This window comes from Leisingera sp. SA215 (assembly GCF_055902035.1).
In genome coordinates this window covers 1-19,151 of sequence record NZ_JBVVXU010000012.1, presented here as the reverse complement: position 1 = coordinate 19,151, position 19,151 = coordinate 1, and the positions used below count along the sequence as shown (strand labels likewise).

Genomic DNA, 19,151 nt, shown 5'->3' with positions numbered 1-19,151 from the left:
GCCGGCCAAACAGACCGCTGTCCCTGCGGGGACAGCCGCCTGAAACTGGTGTCAAAGCTCCAGCGGATGCGCCCGGTCCTGCGCTGCCAGCCGCCGGTTCAGCTCCCGGGCGTCCGGCAGCCCGGCCTCCAGCGCAAAGACAAAGGCGTGGGTCAGGTAGAAGCAGGCGGCATTGATATCGCCCGCGGCCTCGGCCCTGTCGCCGGCCAGCGTATAGAAGTGGACCAGCGCCGCGCTGTCTTTATCCTGATGCGCTTTCAGCAGCGCCTGGTCGAGTTCTGCGCGCTCCATGCCTCAGCCCTTCAGCGAGATCGCGATGTTCTTGGTGCGCACATAGTTATAAAGCGCCTCCAGCCCTTTTTCGCGGCCGAAACCCGACTTTCCGACACCGCCAAAGGGGGTGGAGATGCCGCCCGCGAACCATTCGTTCACAAACACCTGCCCCGCCCGCAGACGGTTTGCCACACGGTGCGCCCGCGCCAGATCGCGGGTAAAAACGCCGGCCACCAGCCCGAACTCGGTGCCGTTGGCCATGGCGATGGCCTCAGCCTCGGTGTCGAAGGGCGTGAAGCAGGTGACAGGGCCGAAGATTTCCTCCTGCGCGACACGGGACGCGGGGTCCACATCCGCCAGAATGGTCGGCGCCATGAAGTAACCCTCGCGCTCCAGCCGGGCACCGCCCGATGCCGCACGGGCACCGCTTTGGCGGGCGGTTGCGGTCAGGGTTTCGATGCCGTCGAGCTGGCGGGCCGAGATCACCGGCGTCAGGCCGGGATTGTCCAGACCGTGGCCGACGCTGAGGCCGTTTGCCAGAGCCGCCGCACGCTCAACCGCTTCCGCGTAAATCGAGCGGTGCACCAGCACCCGCGACATCGCCGAACAGACCTGGCCGGCGTTATAGAAGATGCCGCTCTGCAGGGAGGACATCAGCGTGTCGAGATTGGCGTCCTCGAACGCCACCGCAGCGGATTTGCCGCCCAATTCCATCAGCGCCGGGGTCACCGGGCTGGCCGCCGCGCGCAGGATCGCCTGGCCGGTCGGCACCGAGCCGGTGAAGACGATCTGATCCACCGCCGCGCTTTGCACCAGCCGCGCGCCGAGGTCAGCGCCGATGCCGTTCAGGATCGAGACCGTTCCTGCCGGGACTTCAGCGCGCTCCAGCGCGACACCCAGCATTGCCAGCGCCATCGGATCCAGCTCCGGCGATTTGATGATCACCGAATTGCCCGCTGCCATCGCAGGCGCCAGCGACCGCGCCGCAATCGACACCGGGAAGTTCCACGGCACGATCTGGGCGGAGACGCCGTAGGGCTCATAGACCGTGAAATCAGCGTAATCGGGGCCGAGCGGGATCGACTTGCCTTCGATCTTGTCTGCCATGCCGCCGTAGTATTCGAAATATTGCGCGGCTTCCTCGAATTCGTCATGCGCCGCGCTGAGGCTCTTGCCGCTTTCGCGGCACAGAAGCTCGGCGCCCTCATTCGCGATGCCGCGGATCTCGGCCGCGATGCGCTGCATCAGCCGGCCGCGTTTGGCGGGCTGCATCGCGGCCAGATCGCCGCGCTCGAAACTTGCCCGCGCCGCCTCCAGCGCCCGGGCCAGGGTTTCCTCGCCCGCCAGCGCGCAATCCGCCACATGGCTGCCGTTGCCAGGATCCTCGACCGCGATGCGTTTGCCGCCGTCGCCGTCCACCCAGGCGCCGGCCAGGAAATTTCTGGCCAGCCCGTCATTCAGAAAAGACGTCATGCCGCGCGGCCCTTGGCCACCTGACCGGCGACCCAGGCGTGGAAGTTATGGGTCGGCCCGTCCATTGCCGGGGAGAACCGGCCGCCATCGAACAGCTCGCCATGGCGGCCCTTCTGCATGCCCTCAACGACAAAGATGTCTTCTTCGAACACGGTCTTCCACAGCTTGGCGTTCTCGGCGCGCAGGTCTTCCAGCTCCGGCGTGTCCTCGTTGGAATTCGCGTAGTAAAGCTCGATATGCTCGACGGTGCTTTCGGTGCTGACCGGCTCCAGAATGATCGCAAAGGCGTGGTCGCGCTGCACTCCCAGCAGCACGTTGGGATAGACGGCAATATATTCGCCGCCCTCGTTCCATTTGCTGCTGAGGCCTTGGAAGTCTGGAAACACCTCGCCGTCTTCGCCCTTCAACTGGCGATAGACCAGGGTGCCCTGACCGGAATAATGCCCCGGCACCTCGATGTTATAGTGGTCTTCCAGGCGGGAATAGCTGTTCAGCCCGGGATGCACCCACGGCAGGTGATAGCTTTCGCAGTAGTTTTCCACCGCCAGCTTCCAGTTGGTTTTGACTTCCAGCTGAAAACCGGAGCTTGCGCCGCCGTGATGCACCGGCTGTTCGAATTCCTTCCAGCGTTCCAGCAGGCCTGCGTGGGCGTCCTCGAACTCCGGCGCGGTGCCGTCGACATTCACAAACACCACGTCGCGCCAGACATAGGAGCGGATCCGCACCAGGCCCAGCTCCTCCAGCTTGATGTCCTCATGCTTGTTGTTGCCGGGACCGCCGACATGCGGGGTGGAGACCAGGCGGCCGTTCAAGCCATAGCACCAGCTGTGATACGGGCAGCGGATGGCACCGCGGATCTTGCCGGGTTTTTCGACCAGGATCATGCCGCGGTGGCGGCAGGTGTTCTGAAACACGCCAACGGCGCCGTCGGTGTCGCGCACGATCAGCAGCGGCATGCCCAGAAAATCAACCGGCTTGGCATAGCCCGGTTCCGGCACATCCTTGCCAAAGCCGATGCCGGACCAGTTGGCAAACAGCACCGAACGCTTTTCTTCGGCAAAAACGGCGGGGTCGATGTAATGGGCATTCGGCAGGCCGTTGGCCACATTGACCGGAGCCATCACCGGGGCAAGCGTGTCATGCTTGTTCATCTGGGTCTCTCCTAACCTGACAAAAAAATGTGCGCGTTGTGCGCCATTGAAGGCAGAGAGGGGATTCATTCAATATCAGAAAACTTCGCGCTGACCTTAGCTGGATTCACCCGAACCTTGACTGACCTCGTCAATCACCCAATTGCGAAGCAATCGGGCGGATTCCGACAGATCTGGGTCCGGCCTGCCCACCAGATGGAAGCCGTGGGGCGCCGCCAGCACATGCGGGCCGATCGGCACCAGATGGCCCGCGGCCAGCAGCGGGTTCAGCAGGCGCTGCCACCCCAGCGCCAGCCCGGTCCCGTCCTGCGCGGCCTGCAGGGCAACGGAATAGTTATTGACCCGCACGCCCGGCGCGATGGGGCCGTCATAGCCCAGCTGCTGGAACCAATCGGTCCAGGTGGTCCAGCTTTTGTCATCGGATTCCAGGTGCAGCAGGCGCTGCCGGGCCAGGTCCTCCAGCGGGACACCGGTAAGTTTCGCCGCCAGTTCCGCATTGCCGACCGGCACCAGATGGTCGCGGTACAGCTCGGTCTGCTGCAGCCTTGTGTCACGTTCACGCCCGTAACGGATATAGAAATCCACGTCCGGCATGCTGCGCAACGGCCGGTCGTTGACGATCTGGTTGACGTTCACATCCGGATGCCGCCGCCAGAACCGCACCACCGAGGGCGACAGCCACAGCGAGGCCACGGCAGAGGTTGACCCGATGGTCACGGTGTCGCCGGTATGGCGGTCGCGGATGGTCTTGAGGCTGAGGGATATCTTGGAAAAGGACGAGGCCAGCGTGTCAAACAGCGCCTCGCCTTCCTCGGTCAGCTCCACCCCGCGGTGTTTGCGCTGGAACAGCGGCACCTGCAGCTCCGCCTCCAGCGCCTTCACCTGATGGCTGACGGCGCCGGGGGTGACGGACAGCTCCTGCGCGGCGTTCTTGAAACTCAGATGCCGGGCGGCGGCCTCAAACGCGGCCAGGGTGGTCAGTGGCGGCAGGCGGTAATGACGGCGGGACATCTGCGGCTCCTGGCATCTGGTTCGGATGAACGGTCTTCATTTCAATACGGGAAATGCGCCTTTGAACGCCAGCCCGGAATTCGCGCAGGCGGTCCGTGCCCCGCGCCGGTTCGCAGCACAGCGCAGCCAGCCAGCTGCGCGGCGTGGTCAGCGGAACGGCGCCTGATCCGCCGCAAAGAAACTACCCGGGTGCGGCTCGGAGATTAGCGATATCGCGCCACGCATCCAGGGCGGCGCTGCGGAGCTCGCGAAATTCTGCGGATGTCATCTCGTGGCGGGGCAGGTGAAACAGGTTTGCAAGCGGATTGTGAATGAAGACGACGCGTTGCAAGTGCCGAGGCGACTTGTCGCCGAGCTTGCCAGCCGACAGACGGCGGATTGTTTTTGTGAATTCCCTTCCGAACTTTTCGGCCCAGGCCCGCACTGTCTGATGCGATACGAGGATGCCGCGCTCGGCAAGAAGATCCCCAACCATCCGAAGGCTCAGCGGAAACCGGAAGTACAGCCAGGCAGCGCAAACAATCACTTCGTGCGGAACAGAGCCGAATTGGGCGTTGCTGGCCCGAACCATCAGGGAGGGTTGAGCCAAAAGCCCGCCGATAGAGCGGCGCAAAGCGCCCCAATTTCCCGCCTGGCTCCAGTGTCGACCAGCCGTTTGCCCTCATCGCCTTTGCTGAAGCTCCCGGCGGCCGGTATGATGCGATCCGCCACGGCGCCACGGTGAAGCCTGGCAAGAAACCCTCGCAGATGACTGTTGCCGAAATCTACGCCTGGATCGACCGCACGCCGGGCCAGCCCCATGCCACCGGAAGCTTCCAGATCATACCTTCAACCTTGCCCAATCTGCAGAAGCGTCTCGGCCTGCCTGACGGAACCCGCTTCAGCCAGGGAACGCAGAACCGGATGGCCGCGCTTCTGATCTCGGACGCCGGGTATCAGAAGTGCGAGGCTGGCCGGATCTCGCGTTTTACGTTCATGGGCACGCCCGGCTCAGCCGGACCGCGATCTACGCCGTTGCTGCCGAACTACGCACGCTGCTGTCGGAGGCGGTCGAGATCCCGGCTGGCCGCTTGGGGGTCGAACTTTCCGCGCTCACCGATCAGAACAAGCGCACAGCCCGTGTCCTGATCGGACGTGGCCGGCGAAAGGGCGGCGCGGTTGCCGGCAAGTTGAAAGAGCATGCGGCCCTTTCCGTCGCCAAAGTCAAGAAAGCCCTTGCAGCGCAGGAGATCCCCCGCAAGCCGTGACATGGTCACCTGAAAGGCGGACAGATCCAGCACGCCCTCATGGGTCCATTCGAGATGGACGAACCTGCCGTCATCCTGAGCATGCGGCCCCACCCTGCCCCTCCGGCGGTCGTCCTCAATAAACAACGCGGCAAGCGGCAAAGGCTCATCTGCCGAAAAGACGTGCTTCTTGCCCTGAACGGCCAGTGCATGTCGTGCCGCCGACACCTCCTGAGGGGCGCATTCCGCTGTCTTGGACAGGATCATCACATCCGATCCCCGCAATTGCGCCCGCCACAATGGGTCATCCTTGCGGTCCGGCATGTCCGGCGTATCCACGACGCCGATCACGGTCTCAAGCCTCGCTTGAGCCCAGATGACCGGATCCATCAGCGACTGGACAATACCCGCCGGGTCCGAGACGCCGCTTGCCTCGATCACGATCAGTTCGGGACGGGGCGTGCGCGACAAAACCAATTTCAAGACCCGTATGAGATCGCCCTGCAACGAACAGCAGATGCAGCCGTTCTTCAGGCCGATGACCCCTTCGGCGGCTTCGTCCAGCAGGGCGGCGTCGATATTGATCGAGCCGAAATCGTTGACGATGGCCGTGATCCGCAGCCCGTGATCCCCCAGCAGCAGACTGTTGATGAACGTGGTCTTGCCCGCGCCCAAAAAGCCCGTGACGAGAAGGACCGGAACGCTTCCCGGAACGCTCACCGGATCGGGCGCCGGATCGGGCGGCCAGGGGCGGCGTCGCGGTCAAGCATCCCGTCGGATATGACGAATTCACCCCCGACGAGCAGATGCCGAACCCCTTCGGACGGCCTGTTCATCGCGGTGAAATCGGCCCTGTCCGTCAGCGTTCCGAGATCGAAAACCACGATATCGGCATCGCACCCCTCTTGCAGCCGCACCTTGCGCGCGATCTGCGGGGCACAGCCCTCGATCACCTTGCCGGGCAGGATCGTGCATTTGGCCAGCGCGTCCATCAGCGGCATGGTTTCGCGTTCACGCACATGTTCGCGCAGGAAACGCGTGAAAGTTCCCGAAGATCGCGGATGCGCCGAGAGATGATCGGGCAGCGGCCATTCGAGCCCCTCGTATATCCGGCCCGACCCGTCGATCCAGGGCATCGCGTCGGATGCGATGGACCCGCCGGGATAGGTGACCGACAAATCCAGCAGTCGCCGATCTTCGTCATTCGCGTCCACGTCGAGGAAATGCCACATCACGAGGTCCGAGGGCGACTCTTCGCGGGCGGCGAGCATGTCCTCGCGATCGGTGAACCGGTGGTGGTTGTGGATCAGTTCGATGTTCGTATACGCGCTGCCCGTGCGCTTGGTGAAATCGGGATCCATGAAGAATCCTGCGCTGACCACGGTGGCCCCCGTGCCATAGGGATAGGCCTCGGTCGTGACCGGCAGGCCCTGGGCCTGCGCCTTGGCGATCAGTCCGACAACGCGCTCGATATCCATCAGAGAGGTCGAATTCAGATGGCAGATATGCATATGCGCCCCGGTGGCACCCGCCAGACCGATCAGACGGACATAGCTGTCGACCGAGCTTTGCGGGTCGATATTGCTGAGATACGCGATGTGGGTAAAGGTGGGCGTGCCGTATTCAAAGGCCAGGTCGCAGATTTCGGCCATTTCCTTCACCCCGGCGCCAGGTGCATAGCCGTTGGGAAGGCCGATGCCGATTGCCCCCTCGTCCAACCCTTGCCGGACATGCGCGACGATCTCGCGCGTCCGGACCTCGCCTGCGGCCTCGTCGGACCAGCGCATGTCCTCGGATCCCGCCCCCATCTGGTCGATCGGATGCACATTGGCGTCGAGTTCGATGGCGCCGAAGGCCGCCTTGCGCCCGAAGATCCACGCCGCCGCCGCGCCATAGTTCAATGCACGCGGCACCTTGGCCTGCCGGTCGTACCATTCCGCGACGGGCAGCGCGCCAACTTCCAGTTCCAGCGTAGTGGTCACACCGTCGAACGCCTGCATCCGGTCTGCGGCGACGGATTGGCCATGGGCATGCAGGTCCAGGAACCCCGGCGCAACAATCAGCCCCGTGGCGTCGATCTCTCGCGTGGCGCGGCCTTGGACCTGCCCTATCCGGGCGATGGAGCCGCCCGAGATCGCAAGGTCGCAGATCGCATCGAACCTGGTTTCGGGATCCATCACCCGGCCATTCCGCAATATGATGTCATATGTGTCAGTCATTGCGCGGCACTCTCTCTGGCAAAGGGGTTATCGACCTTGGGCCAGTAATTCCCGTCGCGCCTAGTAAAGGGGACGATGGTGAAATCCGGTGTGATCGCCCCCGGTGTGCCCAGGTGGATGACTTCGGCCGCGATCGGGGCGAACCCGTCATAGAAATGCTGGGACGATTTCACGACCACATATTTCATGCCGGACAGATCGATGCCGAGATTGGTGAACGCCTCGGGGTGGAAGGTCTGGGTGCGCCGGGTATTGACCACCAGATGTACACCCTCCGCCTCAAGCCAGACGCAGGTGCCCATGTTCATCTCGGCGCGTCCAAGATGCTGCACCGCGTTCTCGACGATCGCGCGCACGGTTACCGTCAGGTCCACCGGATCGCCTGACATCGGCCCGATCTTACCTCCGATGCGCACCGCCATCTCGGCGCCCACGCCCGCATCCACGCACATCCCGACCAGCACCGGGTCCCAAAAGGCGGCAAAGGCAATATCCCTGAGCCCGCGCGCCAGCGCCGCGCGCAGCACAAAGGTGGAATCCGACGGCGCGCCTCCGCCCGCATTATCCGCGAAATCGGCCAGAACGATCGGCGCGGCATTCAGTGCCTCCGCCAGGTCGAGCCCCTCATCCATGCTGGGAAAACGGCGCAGCTCACCGCGCATCTCCCACAGTTCCCGGCCCAGCTCTTCGGCGTGGCGCGCGGCCAGTGCCGCGTCCCCGTCGCTGATGACCAGCGTCCGGGTACCGCTGCGCGGGTTGTCCCCCCACGGAAAGCCATGCACCAGCGATACCGACAGGATACCGTCCGTTCCCTCTATCGCGGACATGCGGTCAACATAGCCGCGGACCGGCTCGAACGGCGTGTGGTACATCGCCATCATCCGGCAATCGTAATCGCGCATGACCGGGGCGACCTTTCCCTCGGCGGCATCAGCGCAGAGAGTGAACAACTCCTCCGCGCGCTCTACCACGTCGATATGCGGATATTCCTTGTAGCAGATGATCGCCGTCGCGTTCTCGAGCATCATCTCAGTCAGGTGGCAATGCGGGTCGAGTTCCAGCCCGACTTTGACATCCGGCCCGGCGATCTCACGGATACGGGCCATCATGTCGCCTTCACAATCATCGTAGCCTTGGGCGATCATCGCACCGTGCATCGACATCAGCACCACGTCCACCGGCATCGCCGCGCGCAAATCGCAGAGGATATCATCGCGCATCGTCTCGTATACCGACCGCACCGTCGGACCAGCCGGTTGCGCATAAGTGCTGAGCCCTTCGGCGACCTCCCAACCACGTGCTTCGGCCATAGTGCGCCAGCGGGAGACGGCGGCCGCGTAAAGGCCCGCTTCGCCCTGCGAGGCGCTCTTGGTATGAAGATGTTCCTTGAACCCGCTCCAACCGGTGGGGATGGGCGAAAAGGAATTGGTTTCCGTCGCAAGCGACGCCATGAAAAGTTTCATTTATCGTCCCCGAGATTTGCCAGTCCGATAACGATATCCGCGACGACGTGGACCAGGGTCACCGCAAAGGCCAGCGGGATCGCGATGCCGAAGACAATCATCGGCAGATCCATGGTTTCAGTCTGCCGTCCAGCCAGACGCGCCAGGTATCCCCGCGCCGGGTCACCGCCGGGGCCAAGCAGACTGAACCACAGGATCGGCAGGATGAAGCACAGCACGCCGAAGGAGCGGATCAGCAACAACGCCAGCCCCCGCACCCCGGCAATTTGCACGGCATCCGGAAACAGCGTGGGATCGCGCCGGAACCGATAGGCACAGGACGCCCCCAGCAGCCCGCCCCACACCATCGAAAACCGCGCTAGCTCCTCGGTCCAGATCGGAGGCTGATGCAGAAGGTAGCGGGCGAACACCTGCCAAACCGCGGCAGCCAGCATGACCGCGACAGCAAGCACTGCGCCCACCAGTACCACCCGGTTCAGACCCCAGGAAAGTCGATGCATCCTGTCCGCGATCGCCCGCATGGATCAACGCCCCACCGCTGCGTTCCAGGCTTCCAGCGCGCCTTCGGGCATGTCCATCGTCTCATAGATCGGACGGCTCGCTTCGCGGAACTTGGCGCGCTCTTCGTCCGGCAGCTCAATCACCTCGATGCCCGCTTCCTCCAGTTGCCTGAGCACGGCGGAATCGTCCGAAACGAGATCGCGGTTGGCTTTGTTGGCTTTCGCGACGGCCTCGTGGACGACCTTGCGCTCTTCTTCCGACAGACCCTGGTACCAATCTTCCGACGCGATGGCGACGCGGACGGACGCGTTCATCTGGGCGTTAGTGAAATAATTGATGAACGCCGTATGCCCATAGGTGAGCGGCACGAAGGCCGGGTTGATATACCCGCCCGCAACGCCCGTTTGCAGCGCATTCGGCACCTCGGACCAGGAGACGATCGTGCCTTTCGAACCCCAATTCTCGAAAGTGTTGATCTGGACCTCGTCCAGCGCGCGCATGCGCACTCCCTTCATGTCGTCAAAGGTGCGGATCGGCACCTCGATGGTAAAGATGCCCGAGGGCGTGCCGGTCATCACGACATCCAGAATGCGCACCCCTTTCGGCGTGGTGCCCTCGTTGATCTTGTCGAGCATTCCACCTTCGTAGAGCGCTTTGTCGAGTTGCTCGATGTCATCGAAGAAATAGGGCATCGATGCACCAAAGATCGTTCCGTCGAGAGTGCCCGCCGATTTGGCATCCGACATCGAAACCTCGAGCAGCCCCTGGCTCGCCTGGTCGAGACGCTCGGCCTCTTCACCCAGGGAATTGCGTTCATATTCCACCGCATCCATGCCATTGGCCTTGAGATGCTCGGCGAAGGTGTGAGCCCACATGTAGGTTCCGGATTTCTCAAGATCCGGCGGGCTGTCGAGGGCGATCTTGACCTCGGCCACGGCCGGCAGCCCAAGCGTCACCGCAACCGCGGAGGCCGTGAGGATTTGCATCAGTTTCATGTCGGTTTCCTTCCCTGTTGATTGGATGTCGCATCAATTCCACAGACCCAGTGCCCGAGGCAGCCAGAGGCTAATTTCGGGGGTGGACACCAGGATGCCCAGAACGACGATTTCCGCGATGATGAACGGTGCCACGGCCCTGGCCAGTTTCCAATAATTGACCCCGGTGACCGTCGAGACGATCAGCAGGCACCCCCCCAGCGGCGGCGAAACCAGCCCGATGCACAGGTTGAAGCAGATCACGATTCCCAGGTGAACCGGGTCCGCCCCGTTGGCCAGCGCCACAGGCGCCAGAAGCGGCACCAGAAGCGCGAGGGCGACAGGTACATCCATGACCATGCCCGCGAATATGAACAGAATGTTCATCACAATCAGGAACCCGACCGGCCCCAGCCCCAGGCTTTCGACCAGCCCGGCAACCGCCTGCGGGATCCGCTCCAGCGCGGCCAGGTGGCCGAAGGCCGCGACCGCGCAGAGGATCATGAAGATCGACCCGGTCAGGATCGCCGTGCGCAAGAAGCTCTCCCAGATATCCTCACGCGTCAGCGGCGAGTAGAAGAAGGACGCTAAGGAAGCGGCCAGCACCGCGACCCCTGCCGCCTCGGTCGGCGTCATCCATCCCAGCACGATCCCGCCCACGATAATTATCGGCAGGCAAAGTGCGGGCAGAGCGACAAAGATCGCGGGCAGGAGCGGCGGCGCCTCCCCCTTCTCCACGCGCGGATGATCTTCGCGCCAGGCATACCAGCCATTGACGACAAACAGCGCGCCGGCCAGGAGCAGGCCGGGCAGGATACCCGCTACGAACAGCGCCGCGACTGAGGTCTGCATCAGCGCGCCATAGAAAATCAGAATGATCGAAGGCGGCACGATCGGCCCGATGATCGACGACGCCGCAGTGATGGCGCCGGCATATTCCGCCGTATAGCCGCGCTCGCGCATCGCCGGAACCAGCGTGTTGGATAACGCCGCCGCATCGGCAACGGCGGACCCGGAAATGCCCGCGAAGAAAACAGAGGTCATGATGTTCACATGCCCCAGGCCGCCGCGCAGCCTCCCGATCATCGCCATTGACAGGTCGATCAGAGATTTCGTCACTCCGCCCCGGTTCATCAACTCGCCCGCCAGGATGAACAGCGGCATCGCCAGAAGCGAGAAGATGCTGATTTGCGAGAAGACCTTTTGCGGCAACACGGCGAGATAGCGCCCGTTGTCGGTCAGGATGAAGGTGAGCACCGCCGCGCCGCCGATCACATAGGCAAGCGCCAGCCCTGAGGCCAGAAGTGCGATCACCACGACGGGAACAAGCCATATCATGCCGTGCTCTCCATCCGGCCGGGGGCGATGTGTTCGCACACCAGCCCCTGATCCGCGATATGCCCCGGAATGTCCCGTCCCTGTATCAATGCCGCCGCCAGGTCGGCCGCGGCGGGGGCGGACTGGATACCGTATCCCCCCTGCCCCGCCATCCAAAAGAACCCTGGCACCACCTGCGAAAAGCCGATCACCGGCTCCTTGTCGGGCACAAAGCTGCGCAGGCCCGCCCATTTGTTGTCGATACGCCGGATATCGAGATCAAAGGCAGTCATGATCCGGTCGGCGCAGATCGCCACGTCGATCTCTTCAGGCTGGGCATCGCAGGGATCCGTCGGCGTCTCGTCGGCAGGCGAGATCAGCAGGCGGCCCGCGTCGGGTTTGAGATAGAAATTTTCTTGCACGTCGATGGTGATGGGCGCGTCTCGGCGGGTAAATCCATCCGGCTCGGCCACGACCATCGCAGTCCGTCGTTTGGGCACCAGACCGATGGTCTCGGCCCCGGCAAGTTGGCCGATTTTCTCGGCCCAAGCCCCGGCAGCGTTCACAATTAGCGGCGCCCGAACGGTCCCGCCTTTCGTCCGAACACTCCACCCGTCGCCATCGCGGGTCAGGTCCTGCACCGGCGCATCGGTCATTAGGGTTCCGCCGCGCGCCTTGAAAAGCCGCAGAAACCCCTGGTGGAGCGCCGCGACGTCGATATCCTGCCCGCCCCGGTCCAGCATTCCCGCAGCGGCATAGCCGTCTCTCAACAAGGGTTGATGGTCTTTCAACGCGACCGGATTCAGCACATCGACCCGGGTTTCCCCAGAAACCGAGGCGACAAGCGCATCAAGCGCGCCGAGCTGGTCGCGCCGCGCGATCACCAAGATCTCGCGGGGGGTAAAAAGCGGGGCATCCGCGAACCCGTCCGGCGTGTCATCGAAGAAGCCGCGCGAGGCGCGCGTCAGGGCTCGGACGCCTTCCGGTCCATAGCTGGGGGCATAGACCGCCGCCGAGCGTCCGGTCGTATGATAACCCGGCTGCCTCTCCATCTCGATCACCACCACCTTCATTGACTGCGCCAAAACCGCAGCCACCGAGGCGCCGGCGATACCCGCGCCGATGACGATTACATCTGCTGAACTGGGGCGGTCCGACATAAGGCGTGAACCCTTCCGTTTCGTTTCCGTGGCTGCAACGCTATCGGAGGTTTTTCTAAAAGCAACAATTTTTTTTCTTATACGAAAATATTTTCCATTCTCTGGAAGGCTTGGTAGAATCGTCCGGCAACGAAGGAGGTTCACACATCCATGACCACGGCCCAGGATCTGGGGGCACGCCTCAGACATTTACGCAAGACCCGCCAACTGACGCTCAGCGGGCTCGCGTCCCTGTCCGGCGTCGCGGTTTCCACCATCTCGAAAATCGAGAACGGCGCCCTCTCCCCCACGCTGGACAAGGTGCTGCGCCTGGCAGAAGGGCTCGGCCTTACGATCGGGCAGTTGATTGGGGACGAAGAGAGCGAGGACAGCCCACCCAACAGCCGTTTCGCCCCGTCGCGCGAGGGCGATGGCGTCGTCATCGACACGGAGAACTACGTGTACCGGTACTTGTGCCCGGAACTGACCAACAAGCGGATGGTGCCCATCCACGCGCACTTAAAGGCCTCATCCATCAGGGAATTCGGACCTCTCGAACGTCACGGCGGAGAGGAATTCCTGATTGTCATGGATGGCGAAGTCGTGGTGCATTCGGAATTCTACGCGCCCGTCACCCTTAAACGCGGCGAGAGCATCTATCTCGACAGCACGATGGGCCATGCCTATGTCAGCGCCGGAGAGAGCGACGCCGAGGTCTTCTGCATCTGCACCGAACCCCAGCGCCTGGAAAAAACCGGCGAGGCCGGGCCGCCTCAGCCCGGCTGATGGACGAGGAATTCGATCTCGACCACTGTGCGCGGCACCGTCAGCGCCCCGCGCACGGCTGATCGGGCCGGCGGATGCAACGGGAAATAGCTGCCGAACGTGGTGTGAGGGTCAGTCGAGAAGCCATCCGGCAATGGGTGCACCGCTTTGGTGGACATTTCGCCAATTGCATCAAACGAGACAGGCCTGGAGCGGTTGACAGGTCCAAGTCTCAATCTGCTCAGTCACGCCAGAACAATTTGGCACTCCCCCCAGTGCTCTTGGATGGCGCCTTAGGGGGGGACATTAGGTGCGCGCGGTCGCGCATCTTCAGCCCCGCGGTATGAGAGATTCAGTTTCCAGGGAGTGCGCAAAGCTTCGGTCAAAGTCCCTGGCAAGTCCGGGTCGGTGACAGACCGTGGCCCGGGCCGAGTCACAAACCCTTGCGTTTCAAGCAAGGCCTCAGCATCCGCTTCAGTGCGTCTGGCATGACAGTTTCTGTCACGCCGGCACATTCAACCGGTCTAGCAAACCCGGAGCATCGGTTTTCAGTTGTCGAGAGACCACATTCGATACCGCCCCTGCCGGCGCCCACCGGTAACAATCTGCCCTGACCCTGAAACATCCGCAATAGTGTCCTCTGACACAGGCGCTTATCCAGAAAGGCCCCTGGCATCAGAGATGCCGGGGGCGCTACTTAGTGAGCGATTGGCTGAAGGTTCAGCCTATACTTTCACCACACTTGCCTGAGCAGAGGCTGAGTTGCCGGAGACGAAGCCTTCGGTCACCTCGTCGCTCGGACGGGTCATAAGGCTGACGCCGACAAATAGCAGGGTCGACACTGGCAGACCCAAAATGCCGGCATTGTAACCAAACAGCTTGTTTCCGGTCAGATACATCACGATCACGAAGAGACCGCCGCCTGCGATGGACACCAATGCACCGGCTGCCGTGCCGCGCTTCCAGAAGAAGGCACCGACGATCGCAGGCACAGTCACCACCAGACCCGCCGAGGCCGCAACCGACAGGATCGAAATCAAGCTCAACTCGAGTGCTGCAAAACCGAGGGCGAGGACAGAGATCACCGGGATCACCAGCTTTCCGATCCACAGCTGACGGTGATCGGACTGATCGCCGCTCACGTTGCCATAGACGTCGCGCGCCAGCATGGACGACAGTGTCAGCAGGATCGAGTCGATGGTAGAAACAGCCGCCGCGAGGATACCAACCATCACGATCACGCCCAGCACCGGCGGAACAAAGTCAGAGGCCAACAGCACCGAGGTCGCTAGGTCTGCGCGCTCAAGTTCCGGGAAGGCGACGAAGGCAGAGAAGCCCCAGATCACCGACACCAGCGTGTAGATCAGCCCGAAGCAGAGAAAGATCAGCAGCATACGGCGCAGCGCAGCCTTGGATTCCGGCATGAACAGACGCTGGCTCACCTGCGGGTTGGAGATCGAAAAGAAGAACCACGGAATGGTCAGACCGATGAAGGTCTGCAGACTGAACAGCCCCGTCCCCGGCACCGTCAGCATCTCCGGTTTGCGTTCGGCCACGGTTGCGAACAGGCTTGTGAACCCGCCCAGTTCGCTCACCACCAGGATGGCGACGATGGAGGAGGCAACGATCATCACAAGCGCCTGCAGGCTGTCGGTCCACATGACCGAACGGATACCCGCAACGTATGAGAAAAAGATCGCAAGCGCGGTCGCGATCAGGAGCCCGGTCCCAAAGGAGATCGCCCCGTCGGACATGCCGGACACCAGATATCCCACACCGGAGAGTTGAACCGCGGAATAGGGAATCAGAAAGATACAGCTGACAATCGCCGCTGCGATCGCAACCCAGCGGCTGCCATAGCGGGCCCCCAGCATCTCGGACGGGGTCACGAAACCGTATTTCTTGCCCGCGGCCCAGAAGCGCGGACCGAAGATGGCAACCAGCGAGACGCCGGCGAAGTAGACGATCTCAAACCCGAGCGCGCCGACGCCGCCCTTGTAGGTCAGGCCCGCAAGGCCGACCATCATGAACGCGGAGTAGGTGGTGGCGGAATAGCTCAGCGCCGAGACCACGCCGCCCATGCTGCGACCGCCAAGGAAATAGTCCGACATGGTGGTGGATTTGCCGGCCCGCGACAGGATCGCGACGATGATGGAGATCACCACATAGGCGGCGATGCCATACCAGATCAATGACTGGCTCATTCCTCATCCTCCTTGAAAGACGCGGTTGCCATCGCGTTCAGAATGATGATGGCCACACCCGCAAGGGTCCAGAAAAGAAAGGCTCCGGTCCAGCTCGGCGTGTCACCGAGCAGGCCGTAAGGCACGGCGTAACAGGCCAGAATGACCAGCCCCACCAGCCACAGGGATACTGTACGTAGCATTAGTCTGCGCTCCCGTTGGATTGTTGAGTTATCTCTGAAATCGGGTGCTTTGGCGCACCACTTGTTCTTTTTTTCGTGCCGTATCAGGCCTGCGGGTGCGGACACCCGCAGATGCCACCGCTCAGGCGAGGCTGTCGAGCCAGTTCTCGATGTCATCAGCATCGGTGACGTCGGCATATTTCTGGTTCATGTCGTAGAGGTTCGCGTCATGCGGCGCTTGGGCGCGGTCGGCGCAACAGTCCCCCGGCACCAGAACGTTGAAGCCGGACTGCACCGCATCGACCACCGTCGCCCGGACACAGCCGGATGTCGTCGCCCCCGCCACCACCACAGTATCCACCCCTGCCCCGGTCAGAAGCCCCGCCAGGTTGGTGCCGTGAAAGGCCGATGCCCCGTGTTTCACGATCACCGGGTCGGCGGGGGTGATCCCCGTGGCCGTGTCGATCTCCACCAGGCGGCTGCCGGCCTGCAGCGCCGCCATGCCCGCCGCCTTTTTCAGCCAGGGCAGCGCCTCGCGTTCCCAGGGCTGATAGGCGATGGTGGTATAGATCACCGGCAGCCCCATCGCGCGGGCCTTGTCGGTCAGCCTGCGGGTGGCCGCAATCTGCGCCGACATATCGGCCGCGGTCGGGTATTGCGTATCGGTGAACCCGTAGGAGAAATCCACTACCACGATGGCCGGTTTGCTGCCGCGGGCGACCTTTTGGCCAAAGCCCGCATCTGAATAAACCTGTTGCTGGGACATGCTGCGCTCCTCCTGCCCGGCCTCAGCCGCGCTCCATTTGCATTTCCTTCACCACCAGATCGCCATCAATCACGATCGGCTCGTCATCGAGGAACAGCGAACAGCCGCGCATCGGAATGTCGAGATGGCAGGCGGTGTCGTTCGGCCCGCCCAGCTCGTTGTTGGGACCGGTGGAGAACATCACGTTGCCATAGAAGCTGCGCGGCTCCATGCCCATGCCGCCGGGGAATTCGCCCGGTGTCATGCCGTGCCATTTGGCGTTGGGGTTCATGCCCCAGCCCACGTGGCTCATGCCCATGCCGCGCGGATCGTTGAAGGCCTCCATGTAGGATTTGACCAGCTCCGCATCGAGACCGCCGCGGATGTCGGTGATCCAGCCCTTTTCGATGGTATAGGTGATCGGGTCGCGCACATACATGTTCTGCGGCAGCAGCACATCGCCCGGCGCGACCACGATGGTTCCGTCGACACCGTCATCATCGCCGCCGGTGAAGACAAAGCCCGAAGGCCAGTGGTCCCAGCGGCCCGGGGTGTCGGTGCAGGCGTATTCGGCCACGGTTTCATAGGTGTTGAGCTTGTAGGTCACATCGGTGCCATGCGGCGAGGTGATCCGCATCACCTTGGCCTTGGCCAGATACTCTGCACCGATTTCCACCTTCTCGCGCAGTTCCTGCGAGGGCAGCATCCGCGCCAGCAGCTCCGGCGGTTCCACCGCGGTCAGGATGCGGGTGCCCGCGTCCTGAATGGCGAATTGCTCGGGCGAGAACAGCAGGAAGATGCAGTCGATCAGCATGTCGCAGTTCTTCAGTGCCTCAACCGCGTCGGGCATCGCCGCCAGTCCGGTCTGGCCCACCGCCCAGGCGCCGGCAACCGGCGGCGCGGGCAGGCGCATGTGGTACATGTTGGCGCCCAGGATGCGCCCGGCGGCCATGAAGGCATCGGCATAATCCAGGCGCTCGTTGCCTTGGGTAAGCACAACCAGACGCTCGTCCTTCTGCACGCCGGACATTTTCAGCTGATGCAGGCAGATCTCGGTAAAGCTCTGATGGTCCATCATGTTTCTCCCTAATGTCGTATTTTGTTATGCGGTGAAGTCGAGAACGGCAGCCAAGAACCCCTCAAGATCGTCCCAGGGGATCATGTGGCCCGCGCCGGGCACGATCCGCTGTTCGATCTTCGGGTTCAACTCAGCCACTTCGGCCTGATCATCCGCATCCACAACGGTGGCACCGCCCGCGATCACCAGCCGGGCCGGTTTGTCGATCCTGGGGATGTCCTGATGGATGTCATCGGTGTGAAAGCCGTCAAATGCGGTGCGGATCGCACCCCAGTGGCAGGTATGCAGCCACTCGGCGCGCAGCGCCAGCTGCTCGTCGCTCCAGGTCGGGCAATAGGCGCGCATGTCCTCTGCCGAACAGCCCTTGGCGGCCATCACGATGCTGTCGCCATACCACGGCCATTTCGACGGGTAGGCGCGGCGCATCGGGCCGCTCATCGGCGGATCGACCAGGATATGCCCGGCAAAGGGTTCCGCATCGCGGGCATTGGCTCGGATCGCGACCCGCGCGCCCATCGAATGGCCCATGACAATGGGGTTATTCATCTGCCGCGCCAGCGCAAGCGCATCATCGGCCAGCGCGTCCAGCGTGTAGTCGAGATCGCCCGTCTCAGACAGACCGCGGCCGCGCACGTCCAGCACGTGAACGTCGAACCGCTCGGCCAGCCGTTCAGCGACAAAGCCCCAGGTGATCGCGGGCGAGGTAATGCCCGGAATGATGAGGAGTTCCGGCGCGCCTTCCGGTCCGGCGTAGCGGATCAGGTGCTGGCGGATGCCGTTGGCGTGAATATTGTATCCTTTGATCATGGTCTGCTCCCTCAATACGCGCCGGACAGCAGGGTGCCGCCGCCGGGAACGCGGGTGTCGAGATCCAGCGCCTTCAGCATCTGCCAGGTGGTTGCGATGGCCGCGGTCAGAACCGGCTTGCCCACCTGCGCCTCGACGGTGGACACGGCCGGCAGCGACGGCATCTGCACACAGGCCGACAGAACAACTGCGTCCACATCGCTGGTGTCCATTTCAGACACGATGCCGGGCAGGTTCATCGGGTCATGCGCCGCCACGGCGAGGTTGTCGGAAATCTCCAGCGCCCGCCAGGTCACCACTTCGATGCCTTCGTTGCGGATATACTCCACCACCATTTCGGTCAGCGGCTTCATGTAGGGCGCGACCACCGCGACCTTCTTGGCGCCGATCGCCTTGATCCCCTCGACCAGCGCACCAGCGGAGGTCACCACCGGGGCTTCGGCGTCGTTGTCACGGGTCACCCCGTGCAGACGCTCCTGCGATGTGCGGTGATAACCGTGGCCCATCGACATGATTGCCACGAGGCAGGCATAGCCCATCACATCAACCTTGGCATCCGACAGTTCCAGCGCGCAGCGGTCGCTGTCGGCATCCATCTTCGCCAGCTCTTCCTTGGTCACATGTTTCATCCGCATCCGCGACGA

General features: G+C 62.9%; 19 protein-coding genes and 1 pseudogene. 2 read left to right on the top strand and 18 right to left on the bottom strand.

Going from position 1 to position 19,151, the window contains the following annotated elements; genetic code table 11:
* Positions 1-51 precede the first annotated feature (51 nt).
* The 12 genes from AC0KW6_RS13885 to AC0KW6_RS13830 all read right to left on the bottom strand — a co-directional run bounded on the left by AC0KW6_RS13885 (position 52) and on the right by AC0KW6_RS13830 (position 12,768).
* Positions 52-291, bottom strand: a complete 240-nt coding sequence (locus tag AC0KW6_RS13885) for a hypothetical protein (protein ID WP_323776547.1) — start codon at positions 289-291, stop codon at positions 52-54.
* Between the two features lie 3 nt (positions 292-294).
* Positions 295-1,746, bottom strand: coding sequence for an aldehyde dehydrogenase family protein (locus AC0KW6_RS13880; protein WP_474035186.1), 1,452 nt, complete (start codon positions 1,744-1,746; stop codon positions 295-297).
* On the bottom strand, positions 1,743-2,897 hold the full coding sequence (locus tag AC0KW6_RS13875) for an aromatic ring-hydroxylating oxygenase subunit alpha (RefSeq protein ID WP_474035185.1): 1,155 nt from the start codon (positions 2,895-2,897) through the stop codon (positions 1,743-1,745). Before AC0KW6_RS13875 ends, AC0KW6_RS13880 begins: the two co-directional genes overlap by 4 nt.
* 96 nt (positions 2,898-2,993) lie before the next feature.
* Positions 2,994-3,908: a LysR substrate-binding domain-containing protein gene (locus AC0KW6_RS13870; RefSeq protein WP_474035184.1), complete on the bottom strand. Its 915-nt coding sequence runs from the start codon at positions 3,906-3,908 to the stop codon at positions 2,994-2,996.
* Positions 3,909-4,089: 181 nt separating this feature from the next.
* Entirely contained in the window at positions 4,090-4,521 is a 432-nt protein-coding gene (locus tag AC0KW6_RS13865) for a hypothetical protein (RefSeq protein ID WP_474035183.1), read from the bottom strand.
* A gap of 412 nt (positions 4,522-4,933) precedes the next feature.
* Complete coding sequence (locus AC0KW6_RS13860; protein WP_323776541.1) at positions 4,934-5,854, bottom strand: CobW family GTP-binding protein; 921 nt, start codon at positions 5,852-5,854, stop codon at positions 4,934-4,936.
* Positions 5,851-7,353, bottom strand: coding sequence for an amidohydrolase family protein (locus AC0KW6_RS13855; protein WP_323776540.1), 1,503 nt, complete (start codon positions 7,351-7,353; stop codon positions 5,851-5,853). Before AC0KW6_RS13855 ends, AC0KW6_RS13860 begins: the two co-directional genes overlap by 4 nt.
* A complete protein-coding gene (locus AC0KW6_RS13850; RefSeq protein ID WP_323776538.1) occupies positions 7,350-8,816 on the bottom strand; it encodes a M81 family metallopeptidase in 1,467 nt (488 codons plus the stop codon). Before AC0KW6_RS13850 ends, AC0KW6_RS13855 begins: the two co-directional genes overlap by 4 nt.
* A complete protein-coding gene (locus AC0KW6_RS13845) occupies positions 8,813-9,337 on the bottom strand; it encodes a TRAP transporter small permease (RefSeq protein WP_323776536.1) in 525 nt (174 codons plus the stop codon). The genes AC0KW6_RS13850 and AC0KW6_RS13845 overlap by 4 nt, the downstream gene beginning before the upstream one ends.
* Before the next feature lie 3 nt (positions 9,338-9,340).
* Positions 9,341-10,312, bottom strand: coding sequence for a TRAP transporter substrate-binding protein (locus AC0KW6_RS13840; RefSeq protein ID WP_323776534.1), 972 nt, complete (start codon positions 10,310-10,312; stop codon positions 9,341-9,343).
* A 33-nt stretch (positions 10,313-10,345) separates the two neighbouring features.
* A complete protein-coding gene (locus tag AC0KW6_RS13835; RefSeq protein WP_474035180.1) occupies positions 10,346-11,629 on the bottom strand; it encodes a TRAP transporter large permease in 1,284 nt (427 codons plus the stop codon).
* Positions 11,626-12,768 (bottom strand): NAD(P)/FAD-dependent oxidoreductase, encoded by a 1,143-nt coding sequence (locus AC0KW6_RS13830; RefSeq protein WP_474035179.1) that lies wholly within the window; start codon positions 12,766-12,768, stop codon positions 11,626-11,628. Before AC0KW6_RS13830 ends, AC0KW6_RS13835 begins: the two co-directional genes overlap by 4 nt.
* A 150-nt stretch (positions 12,769-12,918) precedes the next feature.
* On the opposite strand from AC0KW6_RS13830, the gene AC0KW6_RS13825 reads away from it, so the two are divergent.
* Both AC0KW6_RS13825 and AC0KW6_RS13820 read left to right on the top strand, forming a co-directional pair.
* Complete coding sequence (locus AC0KW6_RS13825; RefSeq protein ID WP_323776528.1) at positions 12,919-13,533, top strand: helix-turn-helix domain-containing protein; 615 nt, start codon at positions 12,919-12,921, stop codon at positions 13,531-13,533.
* Positions 13,534-13,616: 83 nt separating this feature from the next.
* A pseudogene (locus AC0KW6_RS13820) lies at positions 13,617-13,736 on the top strand (IS6 family transposase); the annotation flags it as partial.
* Between the two features lie 501 nt (positions 13,737-14,237).
* Here AC0KW6_RS13820 and AC0KW6_RS13815 read toward each other — a convergent pair.
* The 6 genes from AC0KW6_RS13815 to AC0KW6_RS13790 all read right to left on the bottom strand — a co-directional run.
* Positions 14,238-15,716 carry a sodium:solute symporter family protein gene (locus tag AC0KW6_RS13815; protein ID WP_474035177.1) on the bottom strand — a complete coding sequence of 493 codons (1,479 nt, stop codon included), beginning with the start codon at positions 15,714-15,716 and terminating at the stop codon, positions 14,238-14,240.
* Positions 15,713-15,898 carry a hypothetical protein gene (locus tag AC0KW6_RS13810; protein WP_323776522.1) on the bottom strand — a complete coding sequence of 62 codons (186 nt, stop codon included), beginning with the start codon at positions 15,896-15,898 and terminating at the stop codon, positions 15,713-15,715. The genes AC0KW6_RS13815 and AC0KW6_RS13810 overlap by 4 nt, the downstream gene beginning before the upstream one ends.
* Before the next feature lie 121 nt (positions 15,899-16,019).
* Positions 16,020-16,643, bottom strand: a complete 624-nt coding sequence (locus tag AC0KW6_RS13805) for an isochorismatase family protein (protein WP_474035176.1) — start codon at positions 16,641-16,643, stop codon at positions 16,020-16,022.
* Between the two features lie 22 nt (positions 16,644-16,665).
* On the bottom strand, positions 16,666-17,697 hold the full coding sequence (locus tag AC0KW6_RS13800; RefSeq protein ID WP_474035175.1) for a 2,5-dihydroxypyridine 5,6-dioxygenase NicX family protein: 1,032 nt from the start codon (positions 17,695-17,697) through the stop codon (positions 16,666-16,668).
* A gap of 27 nt (positions 17,698-17,724) precedes the next feature.
* On the bottom strand, positions 17,725-18,507 hold the full coding sequence (locus AC0KW6_RS13795) for an alpha/beta fold hydrolase (RefSeq protein ID WP_323776516.1): 783 nt from the start codon (positions 18,505-18,507) through the stop codon (positions 17,725-17,727).
* An 11-nt stretch (positions 18,508-18,518) separates the two neighbouring features.
* On the bottom strand, positions 18,519-19,151 hold a 633-nt coding region (locus AC0KW6_RS13790; protein ID WP_474035174.1), incomplete at its 5' end, for a maleate cis-trans isomerase family protein.